Source organism: Pseudomonas sp. HMSC057H01 (genome assembly GCF_001836405.1).
GTDB lineage: Bacteria > Pseudomonadota > Gammaproteobacteria > Pseudomonadales > Pseudomonadaceae > Pseudomonas > Pseudomonas aeruginosa.
In genome coordinates, this window is the sequence record NZ_KV828524.1 from 40,328 (window position 1) to 64,152 (window position 23,825).

Sequence of the window (23,825 nt, forward strand, 5' to 3'; positions counted from 1 at the left end):
CCATGCGCAGGGGAACATGGGAACTGCGCAGGACACCTCCATCGGCGGTACCCGGGGGGCTCTCAAGCAGCATGCCTGAGCCTTCACCTAACTAAAGATGGGGGTGCATCGACGGCCGCGATGGTGTCAGCTCTGCTAGTGGTCTGCGCAGCCGATCCGTGCGCTCAATACCGCCTGCCCGGAGAGGCCGCGCCATATGGCGAAGCCCGGCGGAATCGAGTACCGGCATTGGCCGGGCGGACCAGCCGCTACCTTCGCTCGGCGCTGGCGCCTCGGGGTAGCGTTGCCGGTGGTGGCGGCTTGTGCGCTGTCTCCATCATCAGCAGTATGGCCGTTCGGCCTGTATCGCCGGCCTTGCGGCGGTACGACCGGGCGGGCCTTGAAGGGATGCGAGCGGTCGGGTGCGAATGCCAACAACAAACAAGCACGAATCATTGATCTCCCTGCAGGGGATCGGCAAGGGCTACCTCCTGGGGGGGCAGCCGCTGCAGATACTGAAAGACGTCTGCCTGGACATCTTTCCCGGAGAAAGCTGCGCGATCGTCGGCGCGTCGGGCTCGGGCAAGAGCACCCTGCTGAATATTCTCGGCCTGCTCGACCGCCCGGACAGCGGCGCCTACCGCTTCGCCGAGCACGACATCTTCAGCGTCGACGGGGACCGACTGGCGGCGATCCGCAACCGCCTGATCGGCTTCGTCTTCCAGAGCTTCAACCTGTTGCCGCGGCTGAACGCGCTGGACAACGTCGCGCTGCCCCTGAGCTATCGAGGGATGCCGCGCCGCGAGGCACTGGAGCGGGCCGAGGCGATGCTCGCCCGGGTCGGCCTGGCCGAGCGCGCCGGCCATCGTCCGGCGGACCTCTCCGGCGGCCAGCGGCAGCGCGTCGCCATCGCTCGCGCGCTGGTCGGCGAGCCGGCGCTGATCCTCGCCGACGAACCAACCGGCAACCTCGACGCGAGCACCGCGAAAGAAGTGCTGGAGCTGCTCCTCACCCTCAACCGCGAGCGCCAGGTGACCCTGGTGGTGGTCACCCATGATCCCAGCCTGGCCGCCCGTCTCGGGCGCCAACTGACAGTGCGGCATGGCGAGGTGCACGAGGACCTGGCGGAGGCCTGCCGGTGAGCGCCAGCCCGTCGCCCCGGCAATTGCTTCACGAGGCCCTCGCCAGTCTTCGCGGGCTGGGGCGCCGCTCGCTGCTGGCGTTGCTGGGTATCGTCATGGGCTGTTCATCGGTGATCGCGATGCTGAACATCGGCAGCAACGCGACCGACGAAGCGATGAGCATCTTCAAGGACATGGGCACCGACACCCTGGTGGTGCAGTTCCCGTTCGCCCCGCAGGCGCCGATGCCGATGCCGGCGTCGCTCGACACCGAACCGCTGCTCCGCGACGTGGCCGGTCTGGAGCACCTGGCGGCGCTGGGCCTGTACTCGGCCCCGGTGACCTTTCACGGACGCACCAGCAACGCCAGTATCGTCGGCGCCAGCGCCGGGCTCGCAGCCGCCGCCAGGCTACGGCTGCGCGAAGGACGTTTCCTCTCGCACTTCGACGATCACGACACCTACGTGGTGGTGGGCGCGACAATCGCCGAGGCCCTGGGGGCGCCCGGCGATCCGCTGCGCCTCGGCGAGCAACTGACGGTCAACGACTATCTGTTTCGCGTGATCGGCATTCTCCAGCCGCAGGCCAGCGCCGCTCTCTTGCCGTTCGCCGCCAACGACTCGCTGTTCGTGCCGGCGCCGGGCATGCCGCGCCTGCAGCCGGCCGCCGAGGTCAGCCATGTGGTGGCGCGGGTCTCGCCGGGAGCGGACGTCTATAGCGTCGGCGCGGCCCTGGGCGCGGCCCTGACGGCGCGGTTGCCCGGCCACGAGGCGCAGGTCCAGGTCTCGCAGCAGGTGCTCGATGGACTCAAGCGGCAGACCCGGACCTTCACTTACCTGCTGGCCGGACTGGGGATCATCTCCCTGCTCGGCGGCGGCGTCGGAGTGATGAACGTGATGCTGATGAGTGTCGCCGAACGCCGCCGGGAAATCGGCGTGCGCATGGCGCTGGGCGCGCGCCAGCGGGACATCCGCAACCTGTTCCTGATCGAGGCGGTGACCCTGACCGCCGCGGGCGCGCTGTCGGGCGCGGTGCTCGGCGTGGCGGCTGCGTATCTCTACGCCAGGTTCTCCGGCTGGACCTTCTCCCTGGCCTACGCGGCCCTGCCGCTGGGGATGGGCAGTACCCTGCTGGTGGGGCTGTTCTTCGGGCTCTATCCGGCGGTCTCGGCGGCTCGCCTGCAACCGGTCGAGGCGCTGCGCGATGAATAGGTGGGGCCTGGGCGTGCTGTGGCTGGTCGCCGCTCTTCCGGTGGCGGCCAGCGTCAACCCGGCGCTGAGTCCGGACGTACCGAGCATGGCCCGCGAGCAGGGCAGGTCGGTGCTGCTCAGCGAGCAGGTGATCGACCTCAGCCTGAGCGACGCGGTCTATCTTGGCCTGCGCAACAACCGTGGAATCCGTAGCGCCTACCTGCAACGGATCGCGCAGAAGTTCGACCTGCGGGTCGCCGCCGACGCCTTCAACCCGAAGCTGGTGGTGCGCGGCGACTATCGCGCCAACCGCGCCACCGAAGACCGCACGAGGACCAGCAATGTCTCGCCCACCGCGACCCTGCTTGGCGAATATGGCACTCGTTTCAGCCTGGCCTGGGTGAAGCAGTTCCGCACCGCCGACGAGGCCGGGCGCTACCGCAGCGATGGCCTCGACCTGACCGTCGTCCAGCCGTTGCTGCGCGATGCGGGCTGGGACGTCACCACCGCGCCGCTGCGCCTGGCACGTCTCTCCGAAGACGCCAATCGCCTGCAACTCAAGGCCAGCGTGTCGCAGACCATCAGCCAGGTCATCGGTGCCTACCGGGAGCTGCTGCGCGCCCAGGAGCAGGCGCGCATCGCTCGCGAAGCCCTGGCGCGGACCCAGGAGCTGCTCGAGGTCAACCGGGCGATGATCCGCGCCGGGCGAATGGCCGAATTCGAGATCGTGCAGACCGAGGCCGACGTCGCCAGCCAGGAGCTCAACGTCGAGGAGTCCGCCAACCAGGTCGACAGCGCACGCCTGGCCCTGCTGCAACTGCTGGCGCTGGACCTGTCGACGCAGATCCGCGCCAGCGATGCGCTGGCCGCCACGCCGATCGAGGTCGACCGCCAGCAGGCGATCAGGACCGCCCTGCAGCAGCAACCGGAATACCTGCAACGCCTGATCGGCAGTCGCCAGGCCGACCTCAACCTGGTGCTGGCGAAGAACCAGCGCCTGTGGGATGTCTCGCTGGTGGGCGGCGCCAGCCAGATCCGCGACCGCTACAGCGAGGGCGGTGGCGACAATTCACGCAGCTGGGACAGCTACGCCGGGGTACAGGTGGAAATTCCCATCGGCGACCTCAGCCGCCGGCAGGCCGAGGTGCGCGCCCAGGTCGACGTGGAGAACCAGAAGATCCTGATCGAGGATGCCCGGCAGACCCTGGAGCAGAACGTCATCGATGCGGTGCGCGACCTCGGCACGCGCTGGCGCCAGTACCAGATCGCCCAGCGCGCCACCGCCTTGTCGCGGCGCAAGCTGGAGATCGAGCGGGAAAAGCTGCGCGTCGGGCGTTCGAGCAACTTCCAGGTGCTGAGCTTCGAGACCGACCTGCGCAACGTCGAGAACACCCAATTGAATGCCCTGATCTCGTTTCTCAATGCGCAGACGCAGCTCGACCTGATCGTCGGCATGACCCTGGATAGCTGGGAGATTTCGCTCAATGACCACTGACCGGTTTTCCTTCCTGCGCCGGCCCGCATTGCCGCTCGCCGCCGGCCTGGCGGTTGTCGCGGCGCTGGCCTGGCTGGTCCTCGCCGGCGGCACCGCGAAACGCACGGAAGGGGAGCGCTGGGTCGCCGTACGGGCGGCCCCGCTGGTGCATCAGATCGGCCTGGTCGGACGCCTGGAACCGGGGCGCGTGGTGACCCTGGCGGCGCCCTTCGCCGGCAATGTCGAGGCGCTGCTGGTGGAGCCGGGACAGCGGGTCGCGGAAGGACAGGAGCTGCTGCGCATGGACACCCGCGAGATCGCCGTGCAGGTGCGCGAGGCACAGTCGGCGTTGCTCAAGGCCCGTCGCACCCTGCAGGACCTGCGCGACTGGGAGCGTGGCGAGGACATGGCGCGGGTCCGTCGTGCCCTGCGCAGCGCGCAGCTGGCGCAGAGCAGCACCGAGCGCAAGTTGCGCGAGACCCGCGAGCTGTTCCAGCGCGGGATCGTCCCGCGCAACGAACTCGACGATCTCGAACAACAGGCCAGCCAGCAGCGCATGGACCTGGAGGCGGCCCGGCGGGAAGTGGAGTCGACCCGCGCCAAGGGGCAGGGCGAGAATCGCCAGATCGCCGAAATGGACCTGGCCAACGCCAGCGTGAAATACGAGACGCTGCAGGCCCAGCTGGATGGCCGTACGGTGCGCGCGCCCTTTGCCGGTATCGTCGTCGCGGCGCCCGGCCTGGCTGGCGAGCAGGGCAGCCGCGAACCGGTGCAGGCCGGTAGCAAGCTGGGGCAGGGCCAGGCGTTGTTCGGCCTGGCCAGCGTCGAGCGGCTGAAGGTATCTGCGAAGGTTTCCGAACTGGATATCAACCAGTTACGCGAAGGGCAGGCGGTGGAAATCAGTGGCGACGGCTTCGAGGGCACCACGCTGGCGGGCGTCATCGCCGCCCTCGGTGGTCAGGCTCTGCCCGGCATGGCCCAGGGAGGTAGCCCGCAGTTCGAGGTGACGGTATCGGTAGCGCCGCTCGATCCCCGCCAGTTGCAGAAGATTCGTCTGGGAATGAGCGCAAAGCTGACGGTCACCACCTATCGCAACGAACAGGCCATCGTCGTGCCGCCGGAGGCGATACGCCACGAGGGTGACCGGCTGTTCGTGGACTTTCGCCAGGCTCCCGGCGCCAGCGTGATGGCGCAACAGGTCAAGATCGGACGCTCCACGCCGGAGGGCGTGGAGGTGTTCGAGTTGCAGCCGGGTCTCGTTCGCGTGCCGTCATCGTCCGACCGATAGTTGGCAACCTAACTTTGGGTTGGCTGGGTCGCTTCGCGAGCTGCCAATTCTGGTAGGTACGCCCCGTCATGGTGCGTTTCTTCCCGACGCGGATGTTGACAGAGGTATCAGGATTCCTTCGCGACGACGCTTCGTCCGCCCTCCACGGCATTCACCGACCTTCCTTCGGAGGGTCAACCCCCTTCTTTCGCTAGGCTTTTCCAGAGCCGTGCTGACCGTACTCTGGCCCCCGTCGTTGACTGGTCCACTGCCCCTTCGTGGTGATTGCCAGCCCTGTCAGGCCTGCGTTCGCGGAGGTCGGCCAGGTGGGCATTCCGAGGCGCGGCGGGTTGGCAAACCCTATCGGATCTTTCCGATATCCGGTCTGTCCCGGCTCGTCGTGGGGACCGTCAGCGTCGGCACCGGATAGGACTCATGAGGTAAAGCCTCTCCCGAATCCCGGTACGCACGGCCAAGGCGGGTGGTGTGGTTCGCCTGGCAGGTGGATCGGACGGGAAGGCACAAGGTGGTCGTGGGGGCGGGTCGGCGACGATCCTGCCGCATGATCAAGGCTCGGCAACCGCGAGCGTTGCCAACTCACTGGAAGGATACAAAACAATGAAATCCATCAAGTCCCTGCCGTCCTTTGCTGCTCTTGCTCTCTGCCTGAGCGTTTCGTCCATGGCCAGCGCGGCCACCATCACCCCGGTCAACTCGGCCTTCACCGCACCTGGCACCATCAGCGTGAGCTCGCCGGCGTCGCTCAATCTGCCAGTGACCTGCAACATCACCTTCAAGGGCAAGACCGCCGCCGATGGCTCCTATGCCTCGATCGACAGCGTCACCGTCAGCGGCAGCAACACCCTGTGCAGCGTGCCGCAGATGACCGGCCTGCCGTGGAAGCTGACCGTTTCCAGCACCACTGCCGGCAAGGTCGATGGCGTCGGCTTCAAGATTCTCTCCTCTACCTGTGGCCCGAGCACCGTCAACGGTTCCTGGAGCAACGCCACCAACACCCTCAGCGCCAGCAATCAGTCGCTGGCAGGCAACTGCAAGATCAACAGCCTGAGCGTGAAGCCGACCCCGGCCTTCGTAGTCAACCCGTAATCCGGGCTGCCGCTGGCGCCCTCGGCGCCAGCGGTTTCGCGCTCCCGCTGCCAGGCGTCCTTCGCGGGCCGGCAGGTCCGAGGGAGTTTCCGCCGGAAGCGGCGCAGAACCTCGTTCGCACATGGAAAACGGTCTGGGGGAGGGTGTCCGCCAGGACGCTCAAGCAGGCCGACCATCGTGCCCCGTGCATTAGCAGTCCACCAGGGGTGAAACCTTGAACAACAAAAACGATATTTCCTGCCTGTTTGCCAGAAAACCATTGCCATTGCTCTGCGCCCTGATCGTCGGCGGACTCTTCGGCACGTCCCAGGCGCAAGCCGGCGGCTTCATGGTGCCGACCACCAACACGGCGGGCTGGGGCCGTGCGATGGCAGGCGGCTCGCTGTTTCCCAACGATCCGAGCGCCGCGTTCAACAACCCGGCGGCCATGGCTTTCATCGACAAGCGGATCGCCCAGTTGACGGTCAACTACGCCGATATCGACATCAAGTACAACGGCGATGCCTACGACTACCAGGGTAATCCCATGACCGGCGGCTACCAGGACGGGCCGGGCACCCCCGAGCTGGGTACCAACGATGGCGGCCAGGCCGGATTCGGCGCGTGGCTGCCGACCGGCTTCCTGGTCGTACCGATCAACGACCGCTTCGCCTTCGGTCTGAGCCAGGTCGTTCCGATGGGAATGCGCAGCACCTGGGACCCGAACTGGAAAGGCCGCGATTTCGCGGTGGACACCAAGATCGAGACGATCGGCCTGACCGGCTCCCTGTCGTTCAAGGTCAACGACAACTTCTCCCTGGGCGCCGGGGTGATCATCCAGCGCACCTCCGGCTTCGTCAGCCAGAACCTCGATCTCTATGCCTCGGCCGCCAACTCCCCGGGCATGGGCGGGATTCCGTTCCCGGCCTCGAACTCGTCCGCGCTGATGCGGGTCAAGGTGGACAACACCTCGCCCGGCTTCTTCGCCGGCGCGGTGTGGAAGCCGACCGACCGCGACACCCTGGGCTTTGCCTACCACGCGAAGATCCGCAACAAGCTGAAGGGTCACTACAACCTCTACGACCACGACGGTGGGCTGACCGAGGGCGCCATCGAGGGCGGCACCCCGGGCCTGGCCTATCCGGGCCTGGACCTGCGCATGGGCGCTTCCGCCTCGGCGCGCCTGGATATCCCCGCCTACGCCTCGCTGGATTGGGTACACCAGTTCAACGACCGTCTGAGCCTGGGCGCCAGCGCCACCTGGACCGAGTGGTCGTCGTTCCAGGACCTGACCCTCAAGTCCCACGGCAACACGATCGTCTCCATCCCCTACACCTACCGGAACACCTGGACCCTGGCGGTGGGCGGCGACTACAAGGTGACCGAACAGTGGACCATGCGCGCCGGGGTCGCCTACGACCAGACGCCGACCCACAATGCCACCCGCGACCCGCGGATTCCCGACGGCGATCGCTACTTCGCCTCCCTGGGCGCCGGCTATCGCTTCCAGTCGATGCCGGAGTTGTCGATCGACGCGGCCTACTCGCGGCAGTTCGTCAAGGAGGTGCCGTTGAAGACGGTCAACCAGGATCGCCTGGGCGGCGGACGCCTGGATGGCAGGGCAACCAGCAAGGGACAGGTGTTCAGCCTGTCCGCGACCTACGACTTCTAGACCCGGCCGTAGGCAGAGAAAGGGCCTCCCCCGTCAGGGGGAGGCCCTTTCACATCTGGCGCCGGGATGCACGCGAACGGTGCTTTCGTCGCCCTTCAACAGTGCGTGGCCTGCCCGGAAGCCAGCCTGGTTCCAGGCGCGCGCTCTGGCCCTAGCCGTTCTGGCGGACCCGGAAAGTTTCAGTTTTGCACCATAAAGATTCATCAATGCGTCATTTCGCACTTTCTAGGTGCCGCCTGGCTTGTTAGAGTCACGCGCAAAAAATTGTTCACAAAACTAGAAACCGGTGAGAAAAATGACGCAATCCGTCGACGCTTTCCTCGAGCGCCTGAAGCGGCGCGATCCCGATCAGCCCGAATTCCACCAGGCGGTGGAAGAGGTGCTGCGTTCCCTCTGGCCGTTCCTCGAGGCCAACCCGCACTACCTGGAAGCCGGCATCATCGAACGCATCGTCGAACCCGAGCGGGCGATCCTGTTCCGCGTACCCTGGGTCGACGACCAGGGCCGGGTACGGGTCAACCGTGGCTACCGGGTGCAGATGAGCAGCGCCATCGGCCCCTACAAGGGCGGCCTGCGCTTCCATCCCTCGGTCAACCTCGGGGTGCTGAAGTTCCTCGCCTTCGAGCAGGTCTTCAAGAACTCCCTGACCACTCTGCCCATGGGCGGCGGCAAGGGCGGCTCCGACTTCGATCCGAAGGGCAAGAGCGACGCCGAGGTGATGCGTTTCTGCCAGTCGTTCATGAGCGAGCTGTACCGCCACGTCGGCGCCGACCTGGACGTGCCGGCCGGCGACATCGGCGTCGGCGCGCGTGAGATCGGCTACCTGTTCGGCCAGTACAAGCGCCTGTCCAACCAGTTCACCTCGGTGCTGACCGGCAAGGGCCTGAGCTACGGCGGCAGCCTGATCCGCCCGGAGGCGACCGGCTTCGGCTGCGTCTACTTCGCCCAGGAAATGCTCAAGGATCGTGGCCGCGGCTTCGACGGCCAGCGGGTGGCGATCTCCGGCTCGGGCAACGTCGCCCAGTACGCGGCGCGCAAGGTCATGGAAATGGGCGGCAAGGTGATCTCGCTGTCCGACTCCGAAGGCACCCTGTATGCCGAGGCGGGGCTCTCCGACGAGCAGTGGGAATACCTGATGGAGCTGAAGAACGTGCGCCGCGGGCGCATCCGCGAGATGGCGGAGCAGTTTTCCCTGCAGTTCCTCGAAGGGCGCCGGCCCTGGGGCCTGGCCTGCGATATCGCGCTGCCCTGCGCGACCCAGAACGAACTGGATGCCGAGGATGCGCGGCGCCTGCTGGCCAACGGCTGCGTCTGTGTCGCCGAAGGCGCCAACATGCCCTCGACCCTGGAAGCCGTCGACCTGTTCCTCGAGGCCGGCATCCTCTACGCGCCGGGCAAGGCGTCGAACGCCGGCGGGGTGGCGGTGAGCGGTCTGGAGATGTCGCAGAACGCCATGCGCCTGCGTTGGAGCGAGGGCGAGGTGGATACCAAGCTGCACGGCATCATGCAGTCGATCCACCATGCCTGCCTGCTGTACGGCGAGGAGCAGGGGCGGGTCAACTACGTGAAGGGGGCGAACATCGCCGGCTTCGTCAAGGTCGCCGATGCGATGCTGGCGCAGGGCGTGGTCTGAGGTCGTCCCATAGAGGAAAAAAACGGGGCTCCAAGGGAGCCCCGTTTTTCCTTGTGGCGGTTATTCCGCGGGACGCGGCGTGGTCTCCGTGCTGGCCGGCAGCAGCGGATATTCGACGCGCGGCTGCTTGCCGCTCAGGCTGTGCAGGAAGGCGACGATGTTCTCCACGTCGTCCGGCGCCAACTGCTTGCCGAGCTGGGCGTTGCCCATGATCGCCACCGCGTCCTTGAGTTCCCAGACCTGGCCGCTGTGGAAGTACGGCGCGGTGAGGGCGACATTGCGCAGGGGCGCGGCGCGGAATACGTACTCGTCGCTCTGGGTCTTGGTCACGGCGAAGCGGCCCTTGTCGCCGCTGGGCAGGACGCTAGCGTCGGGCTTCTTCACCAGGCCGAACGGGAAGTAGGCCTGGCCGCCCAGATTGATGCCGTTGTGGCAGGCGCTGCAGCCACTGTCCATGAACGCCTTGAGGCCTTTCTTCTGCTGCGCGTCGAGGGCCTTGTCGTCGCCCTTGAGATACAGGTCGAAGGGCGAGTCCGGAGTCACCAGGGTCGCCTCGTAGGCCTCGATGGCCAGCGCCATGTTGTCGAAGCTGACCGGCTTGCCGGCCTTGGGGAAGGCCTTGCGGAAGGCGTCCACGTATTCCGGGATGCTGCCCAGGGTCTGTTCGACCAACTGCGGGGTACTGTGCATCTCGACGCTGTTCTGGATCGGACCCTTGGCCTGCTCCCCCAGGTCCTTGGCGCGGCCATCCCAGAACTGCGCGGCATTGAACACGGCGTTGAAGACCGTCGGCGAATTGCGTGGCCCCTTCTGCCAGCCGTGACCGACCGACGTCGGTACGTTGTCGGCGCCGCCGGTGCCGACGTTGTGGCAGGTGTTGCAGCTGAGCACATGGCTGCGCGACAGGCGCGGGTCGAAGAACAGTTTCTTGCCGAGTTCGCGCTGTTGCTCGCTGATGGGCTGGCCGCGCAGCTCGGTGACCTGCTCGGGGATGGGTTTGAACAGCGCGCTGGCCTGGTCGTGCAGGGCATCGGCCTGGGCGAGGGGCGTGGCGAACGACAGCAACAGGCTGCCAAGCGGGAGCAGTTGCGAGGACTGCATCTTTTTTTCTCCTTATCAGGCGTTACAACCGGTCCTGTGAGGAGAGGCCAGCGGCGCGCTGCCCGGCTTGACGTGGATCAAGCGCACCGGGATCGGTGCTGCGGATGGTTGTCGCAGCGTGCTTCAGCGCTCGCGCAAGGCCCGGGCCAGCGCGCGGTCGCGGTCGCGCTGCCAATCGTCGTCGCGGTCGTCCCACTGGCGTTCCTCGAAACGCCGCCGCTCCTCGCTCCGCGCCATCGACCGGCATTGCTCGAAGCCGTCGCCCCAGCCGCTGGCGTAGATCGCCTCGCGCAGGTAGCGGGGGACGTCCTTGCGGAATTCGCCGCTGATCGAGCCGGCCGCCTGGCGGCCGCTGCCGCAGCCGTCGTCGAAACCGTCGGCATAGGCGGGTGGGTAGCCCTGGGCGAGCAGGTGCTGGTGGGTGTTTTCGCAGCCGCCGAGCAGGGTGGCGGTGAGCAGGAGCAGGGCGAGGACAAGCACGCCGAGACGCGAAGAAGACATGGCTGGGACTCCTCGACCGCCGGGACGGGGCTCCCGGAGGTTCGCGCCGGGCCCGCTGGCAGGTCCGGCGCGAGTCTAGGTCGGCATTGGTGAGGAATTCGTCAAGCCGATGTGATGACGATGCGATGACCGCCGCCGTCCAGTGCCTGGTCGCCGATCCTCACCGGCAGGAAGCGTTCGATAACCCGGCGGTTGCTTTGCAGATGGGCGCTCAGCCGTGGCGTGGTGAAGCTGCCGGCGCCGGCCAGGGCCATGGGCAGCAGCAATTGGTCGGCGAGGTGCTCGTCCGCCGCGCAGCCGCTTTCCATCCAGCCGATGGCTTGCGTCGCGACCTGTTCCGCCACCCGTTCGGCGCTGACGCCGGCCTGGCCGAAGGCGCAGAAGGTCGCGCAGATGTGCTCGCAGTCGATCCGCAGCAGCAGGGCGTTGCCCGGCCCCTGGTCCTCCGCGAGGAACTCCAGCTGGCGTTCTTCGTCGCTCCAACCGAGGCGCTGGCGGACCCTCTCCAGCTCGCGCTCGCCGACGTGCCCGGGAATCCCTGCGAGCAGCGCCCGCGCCTGGCGCCGCAGCGCCGCGCCGGGATGCTCCAGTTGCAGCGGCCGCCAGCGCGCCGGGCGTACCCGCGCCAGCAGCTCGCCACCGCCGGCGGGTACGAAGCCGTGGCGCAGCAGTTCCAGGTCGACTTCCGCGCCCATCCGCTGCAACAGCGGCAGCCAGCTGTCGCGGAGAAAGTCCGCCGGCGGCGCCAGTGGATTGTGGGTGCCGCCGCTGATCCTCACCCGGCTTTCGCCGTTGGCCGCGAGCAGCGCCGGCAGCAAGGTTTGCAGTACCAGCGAGCAACTGCCGGCGGAGCCGATGGCGAAGGCGTAGTCGCCGGCGCGGATCGCACCGGGCCGGAACGCCAGCTCGCGTGAGCCGAGCTCGGCACCCTCGACCTCGGCCGCGCAGATTTCCGCCGCCGCGCGCACCGCGGTGAGGTGCTGGCGCAGCAGCCCCGGACGGCTGCGCCGGCCACGGATGTTGCGGATGCGCAGCGGCTGGCCGCTGGTCATCGACAGGCTCAGGGCGCTACGCAGGATCTGCCCGCCGCCTTCGCTGCCGTCGAGTTCGATGAGGTCCTTTCTCATGAGGTTTCCCTTGTGTATTGCCATATCTTGTCGTGGAGGTAGCGATCCAGCAGTCGGCTGTCCTGGCGCGCGCCGGTTGGTTGGGCGGCCCCTCGTTCGGCCTGGAGCAACTCCGCTTCGATGAAGCGTTGCAGCGCCAGGCGCGGAGGGCCGTAGGCCGATTCGTCGCGCTGACGCTTGAGGCTCAGCAGGGCATCCAGCTCTTCGCGCAGCGACGGGTCGTCCAGTGTGGCTTCCACTAGCCTCTCGAGCGCCACCGGCGGCAAGCCCAGGCCTGCATCCAGCCAACGCACCGCAAACAACGGGCGCAGGACGTAGAGGTATTTCTTCAGCCGGACGCTGTCGCCCTTCAGGTAGCCGCGGTAGTTCTTGCGTGCCATCGACAGGTAGTGATGGCGGCTGCCAGGTACGGAGTGAAAGGCGTTGCCCAGCCAGAGCAGTTCCTCGCGCACGCCAGGCTCTTCCCGATACACCAGCGGCGAGCCGAGCCACTCCAGCAGGGCCGGGTTGGATTTGCGCATCAGGCGCAACGCCTTGCGCAGCTCCCAGCCGCTGATGTCCAGCTCGTCGCTCAGCGGGCGTTCTATCACGTCGCGAGGTTCCTCGACGCGCTGATACCACTCGGGCTGATGCACATAGACGAAGCGTACGTCATAGTCGCTGTCCGGCGAAGCGAAGCCCCAGGCCCGGCTGCCCGACTCGCAGGCGTAGAGCACGACTACGTCGTGCTCGCGTTCGATCCGTTCCAGCTCATCCAGTACCCGCTCGCGCATGGCGGCGGGGAGCGGATGGCGTTCTTCCCTGTTCATTTCGATTCTTCCCCAGCGGGCGCCACAGGGCGCCCGTCATCCTTTCACGCACACCACCTGACGCAGGGTGTGCAGCACTTCCACCAGCTCGCGCTGGGCTTCCATGACCCGGTCGATGTCCTTGTAGGCCATCGGGATCTCGTCGATCACGTCGGCGTCCTTGCGGCATTCGACGTGGGCGGTGGCGCGGGCCTGGTCGGCGACGCTGAAGACCTTCTTCGCCTTGGTCCGGCTCATGGTCCGCCCGGCGCCGTGGCTGCACGAGCAGAACGCTTCCTGGTTGCCGAGGCCGCGGACAATGAAGCTCTTCGCCCCCATCGAGCCGGGAATGATGCCGAGCTGGCCCTTCTGCGCGGACACCGCGCCTTTGCGGGTGACCAGTACCTCCTGGCCGAAGTGGCGCTCCTTCTGCACGTAGTTATGGTGGCAATCGACCGCCTCCAGGTTGGCTTCGAACGGCTTGCGGATCACCTGGCGCGCCGCCTCGATCACCGCGTGCATCATCAGCGCGCGGTTCTGCCGGGCGAAATCCTGGGCCCAGCCGACCGCTTCCACATAGTCGTCGAAGTGCCGGCTGCCTTCCTCGAAGTAGGCCAGGTCCTTGTCCGGCAGGTTGGCGATGTGCTGGCGCATGTCCGCCTTGGCCAGTTCGATGAACAGGTTGCCGATGGCGTTGCCGACCCCGCGCGAACCGCTGTGCAGCATGAACCAGACGCGGTCGGCCTCGTCCAGGCAGACCTCGATGAAGTGGTTGCCGGTGCCGAGGGTTCCCAGGTGCTGGCGGTTGTTGGTCTTCTCCAGCCTCGGGTGCTTGTCGGTGATCGCCTTGAAGCGATCGGCGAGCGCCTTCCAGGCCTGGTCGGCGGCCTCCGGTACCTCGTGCCAGGCGCCGCGGTCGCGGCGGCCGAAGGTCTTGCCGTGGGGTACCGCCTGCTCGATGGCGCTGCGCAGGCCGTGCAGGTTGTCCGGCAGGTCGGCGGCGACCAGCGAGGTGCGCGCGGCGATCATTCCGCAGCCGATATCCACGCCCACCGCGGCCGGGATGATCGCGCCGAGGGTAGGGATCACGCTACCGATGGTCGAGCCCTTGCCCAGGTGTACGTCAGGCATCACCGCCAGGTGCTTGAAGATGAAGGGCATCTTCGCCGTGTTCAGCAACTGCTGGCGCGCTTCCTCCTCCACCGGGACGCCCTGGGTCCAGAGCTTGATCGGCTTGCCGCCGGCCACTTCGAGGATATTCATGTCTTTCATCGTGCTTTCCTTGTGCTCCGCGCCGTCTTGTCGACGGCGCGGCTATCGTTCGTGATCAGGCCTGCTTCAGCGTGACCAGTCCGTTCAATACCTGGTCCAGGCCACCGAATACCGAAATCCGGTCGATGCGCTCGGCCACCCGCTCCAGGGTTTCCAGTTCCTTCAGACGCAGCGCGGTCGGGTTTTCCTCCATGACCTTCGCGGTATTCAGCAGCGAGCGGGTCGCCGAGGTTTCCTCGCGGCGGCGGATCACATTGGCCTGGGCCGCCTTCTCCGCCTCCACCACCTGCGCCAGCAGGGTCTTCATTTCGCCCGGGAGGATGATGTCGCGCACGCCCAGGCCGCTCACTTCCAGGCCGCTGTCTTCCAGCTTGGCGGCCAGGTGGGCGCTGACCGCTTCGTCGATCGACTGCTTGTTCTCCAGCAGTTCGTCGAGGGTGCGGGTGCCCACTGCCGCTCGCAGGCCGAACTGCAGCTCGCGGTACAGGTACTCCAGCGGCTTGCTCAGCCGCGAGAAGGCGGTGAGTACGTCGTTGTAGCGCCAGTTGGCGGCGAGGTTCAGGCGCAGGCTGACCTTGTCGCGGGTGAGGATCTCCTGGCCGCTGACCTCCAGCGCCTGGATACGGGTGTCGACCAGTTCCACGCTGACTTGCCGGTTGTAGCGCCAGAAACCGTATTGTCCGGCTTGCAGCAGGCCGGCAAGGGCGCCGTCGACCTTGAGCACGCCGACCTGGAACGCCGGCACCTGGACCAGCAACACTGCGTCCAGGCCCGCCAGGGCCCGGCCGCGCAGGTTCGGCTGGTGCAACTGGGCGACCAGCGCGGCGGACAATCGATAGTCCTGGGTCAGGTCGATGCGCTCCAGGCGCTGCTCGGTCTGGCCTTTCCAGTACAGTCGGCGGCTGCCCGGTGCGAGCAGCTCCACCAGCACGCCGTCCTCGTAGCGCAGGCCGGCCTCGTTGTCGCCCAGGTCCATCCGGGTGAAATAGCGCTCCACCAGTTGCGGTTCGCTCTGCCGCAGGTAGCCGGCCAGGCGGTGTTCGAACTGCGGGGTGTTCAGGCTGAAGCTTTCCAGGCTCAGGCGGTCGTACGGATCGAAGCGGCGGTAGGTGCCCGGTTCGAGCACGGCGAGGAAGTCGCCTTCGGAGTACAGCAGGCCGCGTTCGTTCTTCTTCACGATAAAGCGCTTCAGCATTTTCATCTCTTCATTCCTTTCATTCTTCCGTGGTGCCGGTGTTGCCGGCCCGTCGAGCGTCGCGGGTGGAGCGCGGAGGAGGTTGGCCTGGCGGACGTCCTGTCCATGCGATCGATTCCCTCGATCCCCGGCCTGCCTTGCCCCGTGCCCGAACCGCGGGCCGGACGGGCCGGCGGCGGCTTCGGCTCCCTTGCGTTGTCCGGCCTTCCTGGCCGCTTGCGCAGTTCGCCTCGGCCACACCGGCGGGTGTTGCCATTGAGTGATTGCCGTTAAGGCAACGTTCGAGCGGGAGTCGAACCCGCGACAGACCATTTCGTGGATGGTTGCTCTACCAGGCTGAGCTATCGAACCGCGAAGCGGCATTGCCGTCATTCGCGAATGACCGTCGTTGTTGCGGGCGGCATGCACGACGCCGACACCAGGGGTGGGCTCGGGCACCGGCGGGACTGGAGTCCCGACCCGTCGGCCTGCATGGACGATGCGGTCGAAATGGATATAGCGAGCGGCGTGCCAGGTTTTTATCGATGAGACTGTTTCTTGATTAACTATTTGATTTTAAAGGTGAATAAATTTTTTATTGCGATTCGTCGGCGAATTCGATGGAGAGATGCCCGACTATTTCTATATATTTTCATATCGATCTTTATCTTGAAGGATAAGCAGTGATGAAACGCACGGTCGCCATCGGCTTCATCGGCGCCACCCTCGACCGTCTCGGCAAGGGCGCGGCGCGCTGGCAAAAGTGGCGGCCGAGCATCGGCCTGTGCCAGCAGCCGGACCTGCTGATCGACCGCCTCGAACTGATCCACGGCAACGACGCCCGCGACCTCGGCCTGGCCGAGCGGATTCGCGCCGACATCGCCGCGGTGTCGCCGCATACCGAGGTCCGCCTGCAGCAGATGGAACTGCGCAACCCCTGGGACTTCGAGGAGGTCTATGGCGCCCTGCACGATTTCGTCAGCGCCTACCCCTTCGACACCGAGCGCGAGGACTACCTGGTGCATATCACCACCGGGACCCATGTCGCGCAGATCTGCTGGTTCCTCCTTACCGAGGCGCGCTACCTGCCGGCCCGGCTGGTGCAGACCTCGCCGTCGCGGCGCAAGGACGAGGCGCGCCATCCCGAGGGCTCGGCGACGCTGATCGACCTCGACCTGTCCCGCTACGACCGCATCGCCTCGCGGTTCCGCCGCGAACAGGAGGAAAGCCTGGCTTTTCTCAAGTCGGGAATCGCCACGCGCAATGCCGCTTTCAACCGCTCCATCGAGCAGATCGAGCGGGTCGCCGTGCGTTCGCGGGCACCCATGCTGCTGGTGGGGCCGACCGGTGCCGGCAAATCGTTCCTCGCCCGGCGCATCTATGAACTCAAGCGCAGCCGGCACCAGCTCGACGGGCGTTTCGTCGAGGTCAACTGCGCCACCTTGCGCGGCGACGGCGCGATGTCGGCACTGTTCGGCCACGTCAAGGGCGCCTTCACCGGCGCGCAGAATGCGCGCGAAGGCCTGCTGCGCGCAGCCGACGGTGGCATGCTGTTCCTCGACGAGATCGGCGAGCTGGGTGCCGACGAACAGGCGATGCTGCTCAAGGCGATCGAAGAGAAGCGCTTCTTCCCGCTGGGTTCGGACCGTGAGGTGGAGAGCGACTTCCAGCTTATCGCCGGGACCCACCGCGACTTGCGCGGACGAGTGGCCGAAGGCCTGTTCCGCGAGGACCTGTTCGCCCGCATCAACCTGTGGACCTTCGAGCTGCCGGGCCTGGCTGGACGCCGCGAGGACATCGAGCCGAACATCGACTTCGAACTGGAGCGGCACGCCCGCGAGCAAGGGCGGCAGGTGCGTTTCAACCTGGAGGCCAAGCGTCGCTACCTGGCCTTCGCCGGTTCCAGCGAAGCGCGCTGGGCCGGCAACTTCCGCGAGCTGTCGGCTTCCATCACACGGATGGCGACCCTGGCCGACAGCGGGCGGATCGACGAGGCGCTGGTCGAGGAGGAGATCCTTCGCCTGCGCCAGGCCTGGGGGCTCGATGCGGGCCGGGAGCCACTGGCTGATCTGCTGGGGCAGCGGGTGGAGGCCCTGGATCTGTTCGACCGCCTGCAACTGCAGTCGGTGCTGGAGGTGTGCCGCGGGGCTAAGACCCTTTCCGAGGCGGGACGCCGGCTGTTCGCCGTTTCGCGCCAGGACAAGCGCAACCCCAACGACGCCGACCGGCTGCGCAAGTACCTGGCGCGTTTCGGCCTGGACTGGGCGCAGATACGCGCCTGAGCACCACTTCGGGATATCCTTGGCGTCTTTTCACGGGCTCCAGGGACGAATGCCGATGAGCGAGATAATGGACGTCGAGCGGCTGCGCCAGCGCTGCGCGGCCGGCGAAAGCTTCAAGTACCTGTATTTCTGGGGACATCGTCCGGCGACGGATGACAAGGTCGGCAAGAGCTGTTTCAGCCAGTGGTACGAGGCTTCGTTCAAGCTCGACGGGGTGCGCTACGCCAGCGCCGAGCATTACATGATGGCGGCCAAGGCACGCTTGTTCGACGACTCCAGGCTGCTCGAGCGCATCCTGGCGGCGCGCAGCCCAGGCGAGGCGAAGGCCCTCGGCCGCGAAGTCGCCGGCTTCGACGAGGCACGCTGGAACGCCGAGCGGGTGGGAATCGTGATCGAAGGCAACCTCGGCAAGTTCGGCCAGAACGCTTCGCTGAAGAAATACCTTCTGGGCACCGCCGACCGGGTGCTGGTCGAGGCCAGCCCGGTGGACGCGATCTGGGGCATCGGCCTGGCCGCGAGCGATCCCCTGGCAGCCGAGCCGGCGACCTGGCAAGGCCTCAACCTGCTCGGCTTCGCCCTGATGGAGGTGCGCCGGAGGCTGGCTCAGTAGTAGTACCAGCGTAGCTCCAGCTTGACCTCGTTGATCGGCTTGCCGACATGGCTGAACTCGCGTTCGGCGCTCAGGCGCAGGCCGAGGTCGCGGCCCAGCTCCACCTGCTGGACGAAGCCCAGGCTGCGGCGCACTTCGCCGTTGTGGAAGTAGTCGCCCTTGGCCTCCAGGGTCAGGTTGCCCAACGGGTTGCGCCACAGCAAGCCGCTGTCGAAGCCCACCGCCGGGGCGATGGCGGCGGCGAAGTCCCTGTTGTTCTCGATCCGCGCGGTGCCCATGGCGTAGAGCAGCAGGTCGTCGCCGAACATCCAGCTGCCGCCGGCGCCGCCGTTGAGGTGGCTGACCAGATTTTCGTCGCCGTCCTCGCCCGGCACCCGCTCCAGGCCGCCGGCGACCTGCCAGGACAGCGGCTTGAGCAACTGGTTGCGCGGGGTCAGCGAGCGGATGGTGACCAGGTCGAGATTCTGCAACTGCCAGCGGTTGCCTTCGTACTGGCGCAGCTTGAGCTGGCCGATCTCGATCTGCGCGCCGAGGGGGAAGCCATAGGCGTTATCGGCGAGGTCATGGTAGGCCATGCGCAGGCCGTACTCGGCGAAGGCGCGGTCATCGCGGCTGCCGACGCCGAACTGCCAGGTCCGTGACTCGTGGCCGTCTTCCGGCTGGCCGGGGCGCTCGACCTGGAGGTCCGGCGGTGGGTTGCGGTTGATCGCACGCAACAGGTTGTAGCTGCGCGAGGCGATGCCGCTGTCACGCGCCTGACCGGTGGCGCGGTAGCGCACCAGACGGAAGGCGGCGTCCTGGATCAGCGCCTGGCGCGGCATCGGCAGGGCCTTGAAGTCGGGAGCGTCGAGCAGGCTGTCGTCGTCCGCCAGGCGCTTGGCCCAGTCGCGCTCGGCATGGTCGAGCGGTTCGGCGCGGGCGAGCAGTTCCTTCTCGCGCGACGGCCGGTAGTCGATGCGCTCGATCAGCCCGGCGTTCTTCACCGCGCGCACGGTGTCGGTGGGGATCGCGGTAAGCGGGAACTGCTCAGTCAGCTCGATGCCCGGGCGGGCGATCTCCATCAGTTCGAGCAGGCGGAACGAACAGTTCTCGTCGAAGAAGTAGTAGTCGAAGCGGACCTGCTTGAGTTCCCAGACGTGTTCGACCATTCGCCCGGTCTCCTCGGGCGTGAGGTTCAGCTTGTATTCCCAGAGGTCGCGGTTCTCCAGGCGACTGTATTCGGCCAGCTTCTCCCGGTACGGGACCAGCGCGAACAGGCCGGGATAGCCGCCCATCAGGCCTTTCCAGGCATAGAGGATGCTGTTGTCCATGCCTTCGATGTAGGCGCCGAAGTTCAGCGCGTAGCTGAGCAGGGCAGTGTTGTTGCTGGTGACGTCGGCCTGGTCGATGCGCAGCAGGGTGTGGCCGAACATCGACGACGGGCTGTTCAGGTAGGCCGCGGGGAACACCAGCACCGCGCTGTGCGGGTTGATGTCGCGGTACCAGTTGTCGTATTCGCCGCACTGCGGCTGCGGGAGGTCGTCGAGTTGCAGTTGCTGGCGCAGCCAGCGGGTGCGCGCCGGGTAGACGCACTGGGCATGCTTGTCGCCAAGGCTGGGCGAGGCATAGAGCGCCTTTAGCGTGGCCGCCAGTTCGGCGTCCGGGTGGCTCTCGCCGTTGTCGGCGAGGAAGAACCGCTCGTCGTCGACGTAGCTGCGCCAACCGCCGAGCTTGCCGCGTTCGTAGTGGCCGAGGGCGATCCAGTAGGGATCGGCGGCCAGTTGCTGGAGGCGGGCCTCGGGAACCGTGGGCGCAGCCAGAAGGGGGGAGCAGGCGCACAGCGCCATCCAGGGCAACAGGCGTTTCGGCATCGGCAAGGCTTAATGCTTGGGGAAAGGGGCCTGCCCGCGAACGGGCAGGCGGCGAGGCTCAGGCCTGCTCGGCGTACTTGGCCAGGCGGGCGTCCTGTTTCAGGATCGCCTGGGTGTTGGCATAGACGTCGGCGGCGGTGGCGTCGGACTTGTTGAAGATCTCGGAGAAATGCTCGTGGGTGACGGCGGCGAAGTGCTCGCGGTCCTGCGGTTGCACGCCCAGCACCACGGCATAGGTGGTCAGCGCTTCGCCATTGCCCTTGGCCATGTCTTCGGACAGCTCGTCCATCATGCTGCCGAGCACCAGCAGGGGCTTGCCGCCATAGGACAGCGCGCCGTTGGTATGGCAGCCGTTGGTGCCGGTGGTCATGCCGAAGGTGTTGTTGCCGGAAGTGCCGTTGGTGGTCGCCGCGACCACGTGGGTGGCCACGCCGCGCTGGCCTTTGAAGAGCATGTTGCCCCAGCCGCAGCCGGCGCCGCCGGGAGCGTCGGCGAAAGCGTTGAAGGAGGCGGCGGCGAACAGGGTACCGAGCAGAATCCGTTTCATCGTTTGTTCTCTCTTGAGGTGGATCGGAGCCATCTGGAGCGGGCCAGCGACGCCGTGAGCTTTTCGGAATGCCACCGGGGTGTCAAGGCACCGAATGGGTGGCAGCGCGCAATGCCGGGCGAAAATTGACCGGCGTCAGCGGCAATCCGCTTGGAACCGTCCAGACTTGGGAAAGTTCTGGTCGGTCTGAGCGAAACCGGCCTTGGTCAGCCGTTCCTCATGCAGGAGGTGGATATGAGCGCTTTCGACCCCGCTACCGCCCTGGAAACCCTGGCGACCGAGTACGCGGCACGCGCCGCGGCGATCCGCCGGGACCTGGCGCGCAGCCATTCGCCGGACTTTGCCGAGCAGGCGGTGCAGCGCCAGAACGACGAAGTGCTCGAAGGCCTGCTCGCCGAGGCGGAGGCGGGGATGCGCCAGGTCGGCCTGGCCCGCCTGCGCCTGGCGGAAGGTCGCTACGGCCAGTGCGAGCGCTGTGGCGAGGCTATCGAACCGGCGCGCCTGGCCGCCCTGCCTGCGGCGGAATACTGCCTGCGCTGCGCCGACCTGGTACATCGGTGAGATAGCGCCATCCGCGCCTTGTCAGTGGCGCGAGGCTGGGGGGAGAATGCGGGCGACGACACCCCGCGGCGATCTGCCGCCCGATGCAAGGATTCCCGATGCCCGATTCCGTCGCTGCCGGCCTGCGCCTGGCGCCAGAAGAACTGACCCGCCCGTTCGCTCCCGAGCAATTCGCCTTCGACACCACCGATGACCTGGAGCCCTTCCGCGGCGTGCTGGGCCAGGAGCGTGCGGTCGAGGCGCTGCAGTTCGGTGTGGCGATGCCGCGTCCGGGTTACAACGTATTCGTCATGGGCGAGCCGGGGACCGGACGCTTCTCCTTCGTCAAACGCTATCTGCAAGCCGAGGGCAAGCGCGTCGCCACGCCCTCCGACTGGGTCTACCTGAACAATTTCGACGAGCCGCGCGAACCTCGGGTGATCGAGCTGCCGCCGGGCAGCGCGACCGAGTTCAGCGCCGACATCGACCGTCTGATCGACAACCTGATGTCGACCTTCCCGGCGGTCTTCGAGCATCCGGCCTACCAGCAGAAGAAGAACGCCGTCGACCGCGCTTTCAACCAGCGCTACGACCGCGCCCTGGACTCGGTGGAGCGGCGCGCCCTGGAGAAGGACGTGGCGCTGTACCGCGACAGCGCCAACGTCGCCTTCACCCCGATGAAGGACGGCAAGGCCCTCGATGAGGCCGAATTCGCCCAGTTGCCCGAAGCCGAGCGCGAGCGTTTCCACAAGGATATCGCCGCCCTCGAGGAGTACCTCAACGAGGAACTGGCGAGCCTGCCGCAGTGGAAGCGCGAGTCGAGCAACCAGTTGCGCGAGCTCAACGAGGAAACCATCACCCTGGCCCTGCAGCCCCTGCTGGCGCCTCTGGTGGAGAAGTACAACAACAACCCGGGCGTCTGCGCCTACCTGCAGGCGATGCAACTGAACCTGCTGAAGACCGTGGTCGACCAACTGGTCGACGACAGCCGCACCGACGCCCAGCGCAAGCAAGGGCTGATCGAGCAGTACGCGCCGAACCAGGCCATCGTCCACCACGCGACCAGCGGCGCGCCGGTGGTGTTCGAGTCGCACCCGACCTACGACAACCTGTTCGGCCGCATCGAGTACAGCTCGGACCAGGGGGCGCTCTACACCAGCTACCGGCAGTTGCGTCCGGGGGCGCTGCACCGGGCCAACGGCGGCTTCCTGATCCTGGAAGCGGAAAAGATGCTGGGCGAGCCGTTCGTCTGGGACGCGCTCAAGCGTGCCCTGCAGTCGCGCCAGTTGAAGATGGAGTCGCCGCTGGCCGAACTCGGCCGCCTGGCTGCGGTTTCCCTGACCCCCCAGGTGATCCCGCTGCAACTGAAGGTGATCATCATCGGCTCGCGGCAGATCTACTACACCCTGCAGGACCTCGATCCGGACTTCCAGGAGATGTTCCGGGTGCTGGTGGACTTCGACGAGGACATCCCGCTGGGCGAGGACAGCCTCGAACAGTTCGCCCAGTTGCTCAAGACGCGCACCTCGGAAGAGGGCATGGCGCCCCTCAGCGGCGCGGCGGTGGCGCGACTGGCGACCTACAGCGCGCGCCTGGCCGAGCACCAGGGGCGGCTTTCGGCACGGATCGGCGACCTGTTCCAGTTGGTCAGCGAAGCCGATTTCATCCGTCAGCTGGCGAACGAGGAGGTGATCCAGCTCGGCCACATCGAGCGTGCCCTCAAGGCCAAGCAGACCCGCACCGGACGAGTGTCGGCGCGGATCCTCGACGACATGCTGGCGGGGATCATCCTGATCGACACCGCTGGCGCCGCGGTCGGCAAGTGCAACGGACTGACCGTGCTGGAGGTGGGCGACTCGGTGTTCGGCGTGCCGGCGCGGATTTCCGCGACCGTCTATCCGGGCAGCAGCGGCATCGTCGACATCGAGCGCGAGGTCAACCTCGGCCAGCCGATCCACTCCAAGGGCGTGATGATCCTCACCGGCTACCTGGGTAGCCGCTACGCCCAGGAGTTCCCCCTGGAAATCTCCGCCAGCATCGCCCTGGAACAATCCTACGGCTACGTGGACGGCGACAGCGCCTCGCTCGGCGAGGTCTGCACGCTGATCTCAGCACTGTCGCGGACGCCCTTGAAGCAGTGCTTCGCCATTACCGGCTCGATCAACCAGTTCGGCGAGGTGCAGGCGGTCGGCGGCGTCAACGAGAAGATCGAGGGCTTCTTCCGCCTCTGCGAAGCGCGCGGCCTGACCGGCGAGCAGGGCGTGATCATCCCGCGCGCCAACGTCACCACCCTGATGCTGGACGAGCGCGTATTGCAGGCGGTGCGCGCCGGGCAGTTCCACGTCTACGCGGTGCGTGAGGTGGACGAGGCGCTGGCGCTGCTGGTGGGCAAGCCGGTCGGTGCCCAGGACGAGAGGGGACGCTTCCCGAAAGGCAGCGTGAACGATCTGGTCGTGGCGCGCTTGCAGGAGATATCCGAACTCGGCATGGAAGAGGACGACAAGGAAAAGGACAAGCCGGCGGAGAAAGAGACCGTCGCGGCGAAGGACAAGGCCGCGGCGAAGAAGGACTGAGTCCGGCGCGTTGCCGGAACCTGCCGAGGGCGGGGCTG

Annotated in this window: 19 protein-coding genes and 1 tRNA gene; 11 read left to right on the plus strand and 9 right to left on the minus strand. The window is 66.8% G+C overall.

Going from position 1 to position 23,825, the window contains the following annotated elements; genetic code table 11:
* Positions 1–434: 434 nt before the first annotated feature.
* From HMPREF2581_RS30015 to gdhA, 7 genes are all read left to right on the plus strand, one after another.
* Positions 435–1,121: an ABC transporter ATP-binding protein gene (locus tag HMPREF2581_RS30015; protein WP_003141570.1), complete on the plus strand. Its 687-nt coding sequence runs from the start codon at positions 435–437 to the stop codon at positions 1,119–1,121.
* The gene (locus tag HMPREF2581_RS30020) at positions 1,118–2,311 is read left to right on the plus strand and encodes an ABC transporter permease (protein ID WP_003116279.1); all 1,194 of its coding nucleotides are present in this window, start codon (positions 1,118–1,120) and stop codon (positions 2,309–2,311) included. The genes HMPREF2581_RS30015 and HMPREF2581_RS30020 overlap by 4 nt, the downstream gene beginning before the upstream one ends.
* The gene (locus HMPREF2581_RS30025) at positions 2,304–3,785 is read left to right on the plus strand and encodes a TolC family protein (RefSeq protein WP_003110719.1); all 1,482 of its coding nucleotides are present in this window, start codon (positions 2,304–2,306) and stop codon (positions 3,783–3,785) included. The genes HMPREF2581_RS30020 and HMPREF2581_RS30025 overlap by 8 nt, the downstream gene beginning before the upstream one ends.
* Positions 3,775–5,052 carry an efflux RND transporter periplasmic adaptor subunit gene (locus tag HMPREF2581_RS30030; protein ID WP_003141568.1) on the plus strand — a complete coding sequence of 426 codons (1,278 nt, stop codon included), beginning with the start codon at positions 3,775–3,777 and terminating at the stop codon, positions 5,050–5,052. The genes HMPREF2581_RS30025 and HMPREF2581_RS30030 overlap by 11 nt, the downstream gene beginning before the upstream one ends.
* 597 nt (positions 5,053–5,649) lie before the next feature.
* Positions 5,650–6,138, plus strand: coding sequence for an alkane oxidation protein activator PraA (gene praA / locus HMPREF2581_RS30035; RefSeq protein WP_003119407.1), 489 nt, complete (start codon positions 5,650–5,652; stop codon positions 6,136–6,138).
* Positions 6,139–6,397: 259 nt separating this feature from the next.
* On the plus strand, positions 6,398–7,789 hold the full coding sequence (locus tag HMPREF2581_RS30040) for an outer membrane protein transport protein (RefSeq protein WP_003141567.1): 1,392 nt from the start codon (positions 6,398–6,400) through the stop codon (positions 7,787–7,789).
* A gap of 295 nt (positions 7,790–8,084) precedes the next feature.
* Positions 8,085–9,422, plus strand: a complete 1,338-nt coding sequence (gdhA, locus tag HMPREF2581_RS30045; protein ID WP_003094817.1) for an NADP-specific glutamate dehydrogenase — start codon at positions 8,085–8,087, stop codon at positions 9,420–9,422.
* Positions 9,423–9,482: 60 nt separating this feature from the next.
* Here gdhA and ccpA read toward each other — a convergent pair whose 3' ends face one another.
* From ccpA to HMPREF2581_RS30080, 7 genes are all read right to left on the minus strand, one after another.
* Positions 9,483–10,523, minus strand: coding sequence for a cytochrome-c peroxidase CcpA (gene ccpA, locus HMPREF2581_RS30050; RefSeq protein ID WP_003094815.1), 1,041 nt, complete (start codon positions 10,521–10,523; stop codon positions 9,483–9,485).
* A 123-nt stretch (positions 10,524–10,646) separates the two neighbouring features.
* Positions 10,647–11,024, minus strand: a complete 378-nt coding sequence (locus HMPREF2581_RS30055; protein ID WP_003094811.1) for a hypothetical protein — start codon at positions 11,022–11,024, stop codon at positions 10,647–10,649.
* Between the two features lie 101 nt (positions 11,025–11,125).
* Positions 11,126–12,151 (minus strand): RNA 3'-terminal phosphate cyclase, encoded by a 1,026-nt coding sequence (rtcA, locus tag HMPREF2581_RS30060; RefSeq protein ID WP_003112809.1) that lies wholly within the window; start codon positions 12,149–12,151, stop codon positions 11,126–11,128.
* Complete coding sequence (locus tag HMPREF2581_RS30065; RefSeq protein WP_003141564.1) at positions 12,148–12,960, minus strand: nucleotidyltransferase domain-containing protein; 813 nt, start codon at positions 12,958–12,960, stop codon at positions 12,148–12,150. Before HMPREF2581_RS30065 ends, rtcA begins: the two co-directional genes overlap by 4 nt.
* 36 nt (positions 12,961–12,996) lie before the next feature.
* The gene (locus tag HMPREF2581_RS30070) at positions 12,997–14,211 is read right to left on the minus strand and encodes an RtcB family protein (protein ID WP_003134974.1); all 1,215 of its coding nucleotides are present in this window, start codon (positions 14,209–14,211) and stop codon (positions 12,997–12,999) included.
* Positions 14,212–14,266: 55 nt separating this feature from the next.
* On the minus strand, positions 14,267–15,412 hold the full coding sequence (locus HMPREF2581_RS30075; RefSeq protein ID WP_003116273.1) for a slipin family protein: 1,146 nt from the start codon (positions 15,410–15,412) through the stop codon (positions 14,267–14,269).
* Positions 15,413–15,683: 271 nt separating this feature from the next.
* Positions 15,684–15,757 (minus strand) — tRNA-Arg (locus HMPREF2581_RS30080).
* A gap of 314 nt (positions 15,758–16,071) precedes the next feature.
* Here HMPREF2581_RS30080 and rtcR point away from each other — a divergent pair.
* Positions 16,072–17,667 carry an RNA repair transcriptional activator RtcR gene (gene rtcR, locus HMPREF2581_RS30085; protein ID WP_003094789.1) on the plus strand — a complete coding sequence of 532 codons (1,596 nt, stop codon included), beginning with the start codon at positions 16,072–16,074 and terminating at the stop codon, positions 17,665–17,667.
* Between the two features lie 55 nt (positions 17,668–17,722).
* A complete protein-coding gene (locus tag HMPREF2581_RS30090; protein ID WP_003134970.1) occupies positions 17,723–18,277 on the plus strand; it encodes an NADAR family protein in 555 nt (184 codons plus the stop codon).
* On the opposite strand, the gene HMPREF2581_RS30095 is transcribed toward HMPREF2581_RS30090, so the two are convergent.
* Together HMPREF2581_RS30095 and HMPREF2581_RS30100 are read right to left on the minus strand one after the other, a co-directional pair.
* Complete coding sequence (locus tag HMPREF2581_RS30095; protein WP_003094784.1) at positions 18,271–20,127, minus strand: Lnb N-terminal periplasmic domain-containing protein; 1,857 nt, start codon at positions 20,125–20,127, stop codon at positions 18,271–18,273. The two genes, HMPREF2581_RS30090 and HMPREF2581_RS30095, sit on opposite strands and share 7 nt — an antisense overlap.
* Positions 20,128–20,185: 58 nt before the next feature.
* The gene (locus HMPREF2581_RS30100; protein ID WP_003094783.1) at positions 20,186–20,674 is read right to left on the minus strand and encodes a DUF3015 domain-containing protein; all 489 of its coding nucleotides are present in this window, start codon (positions 20,672–20,674) and stop codon (positions 20,186–20,188) included.
* A gap of 234 nt (positions 20,675–20,908) precedes the next feature.
* Between HMPREF2581_RS30100 and HMPREF2581_RS30105 the strand changes: the two genes are divergently transcribed.
* On the plus strand, positions 20,909–21,235 hold the full coding sequence (locus tag HMPREF2581_RS30105; RefSeq protein WP_003112819.1) for a TraR/DksA family transcriptional regulator: 327 nt from the start codon (positions 20,909–20,911) through the stop codon (positions 21,233–21,235).
* Between the two features lie 98 nt (positions 21,236–21,333).
* The gene (locus HMPREF2581_RS30110; RefSeq protein WP_003141561.1) at positions 21,334–23,787 is read left to right on the plus strand and encodes a Lon protease family protein; all 2,454 of its coding nucleotides are present in this window, start codon (positions 21,334–21,336) and stop codon (positions 23,785–23,787) included.
* The last annotated feature ends 38 nt before the right edge of the window (positions 23,788–23,825 follow it).

Coding starts and splice junctions, on each gene's coding strand:
- HMPREF2581_RS30025 (WP_003110719.1), top strand. CDS start 2,304: ATGAATAGGTGGGGCCTGGGCGTGCTGTGGCTGGTCGCCGCTCTTCCG.
- HMPREF2581_RS30030 (WP_003141568.1), top strand. CDS start 3,775: ATGACCACTGACCGGTTTTCCTTCCTGCGCCGGCCCGCATTGCCGCTC.
- praA (WP_003119407.1), top strand. CDS start 5,650: ATGAAATCCATCAAGTCCCTGCCGTCCTTTGCTGCTCTTGCTCTCTGC.
- gdhA (WP_003094817.1), top strand. CDS start 8,085: ATGACGCAATCCGTCGACGCTTTCCTCGAGCGCCTGAAGCGGCGCGAT.
- ccpA (WP_003094815.1), bottom strand. CDS start 10,523: ATGCAGTCCTCGCAACTGCTCCCGCTTGGCAGCCTGTTGCTGTCGTTC.
- HMPREF2581_RS30055 (WP_003094811.1), bottom strand. CDS start 11,024: ATGTCTTCTTCGCGTCTCGGCGTGCTTGTCCTCGCCCTGCTCCTGCTC.
- rtcA (WP_003112809.1), bottom strand. CDS start 12,151: ATGAGAAAGGACCTCATCGAACTCGACGGCAGCGAAGGCGGCGGGCAG.
- HMPREF2581_RS30065 (WP_003141564.1), bottom strand. CDS start 12,960: ATGAACAGGGAAGAACGCCATCCGCTCCCCGCCGCCATGCGCGAGCGG.
- HMPREF2581_RS30070 (WP_003134974.1), bottom strand. CDS start 14,211: ATGAAAGACATGAATATCCTCGAAGTGGCCGGCGGCAAGCCGATCAAG.
- HMPREF2581_RS30075 (WP_003116273.1), bottom strand. CDS start 15,412: ATGAAAATGCTGAAGCGCTTTATCGTGAAGAAGAACGAACGCGGCCTG.
- rtcR (WP_003094789.1), top strand. CDS start 16,072: ATGAAACGCACGGTCGCCATCGGCTTCATCGGCGCCACCCTCGACCGT.
- HMPREF2581_RS30090 (WP_003134970.1), top strand. CDS start 17,723: ATGAGCGAGATAATGGACGTCGAGCGGCTGCGCCAGCGCTGCGCGGCC.
- HMPREF2581_RS30095 (WP_003094784.1), bottom strand. CDS start 20,127: ATGCCGAAACGCCTGTTGCCCTGGATGGCGCTGTGCGCCTGCTCCCCC.
- HMPREF2581_RS30100 (WP_003094783.1), bottom strand. CDS start 20,674: ATGAAACGGATTCTGCTCGGTACCCTGTTCGCCGCCGCCTCCTTCAAC.
- HMPREF2581_RS30105 (WP_003112819.1), top strand. CDS start 20,909: ATGAGCGCTTTCGACCCCGCTACCGCCCTGGAAACCCTGGCGACCGAG.
- HMPREF2581_RS30110 (WP_003141561.1), top strand. CDS start 21,334: ATGCCCGATTCCGTCGCTGCCGGCCTGCGCCTGGCGCCAGAAGAACTG.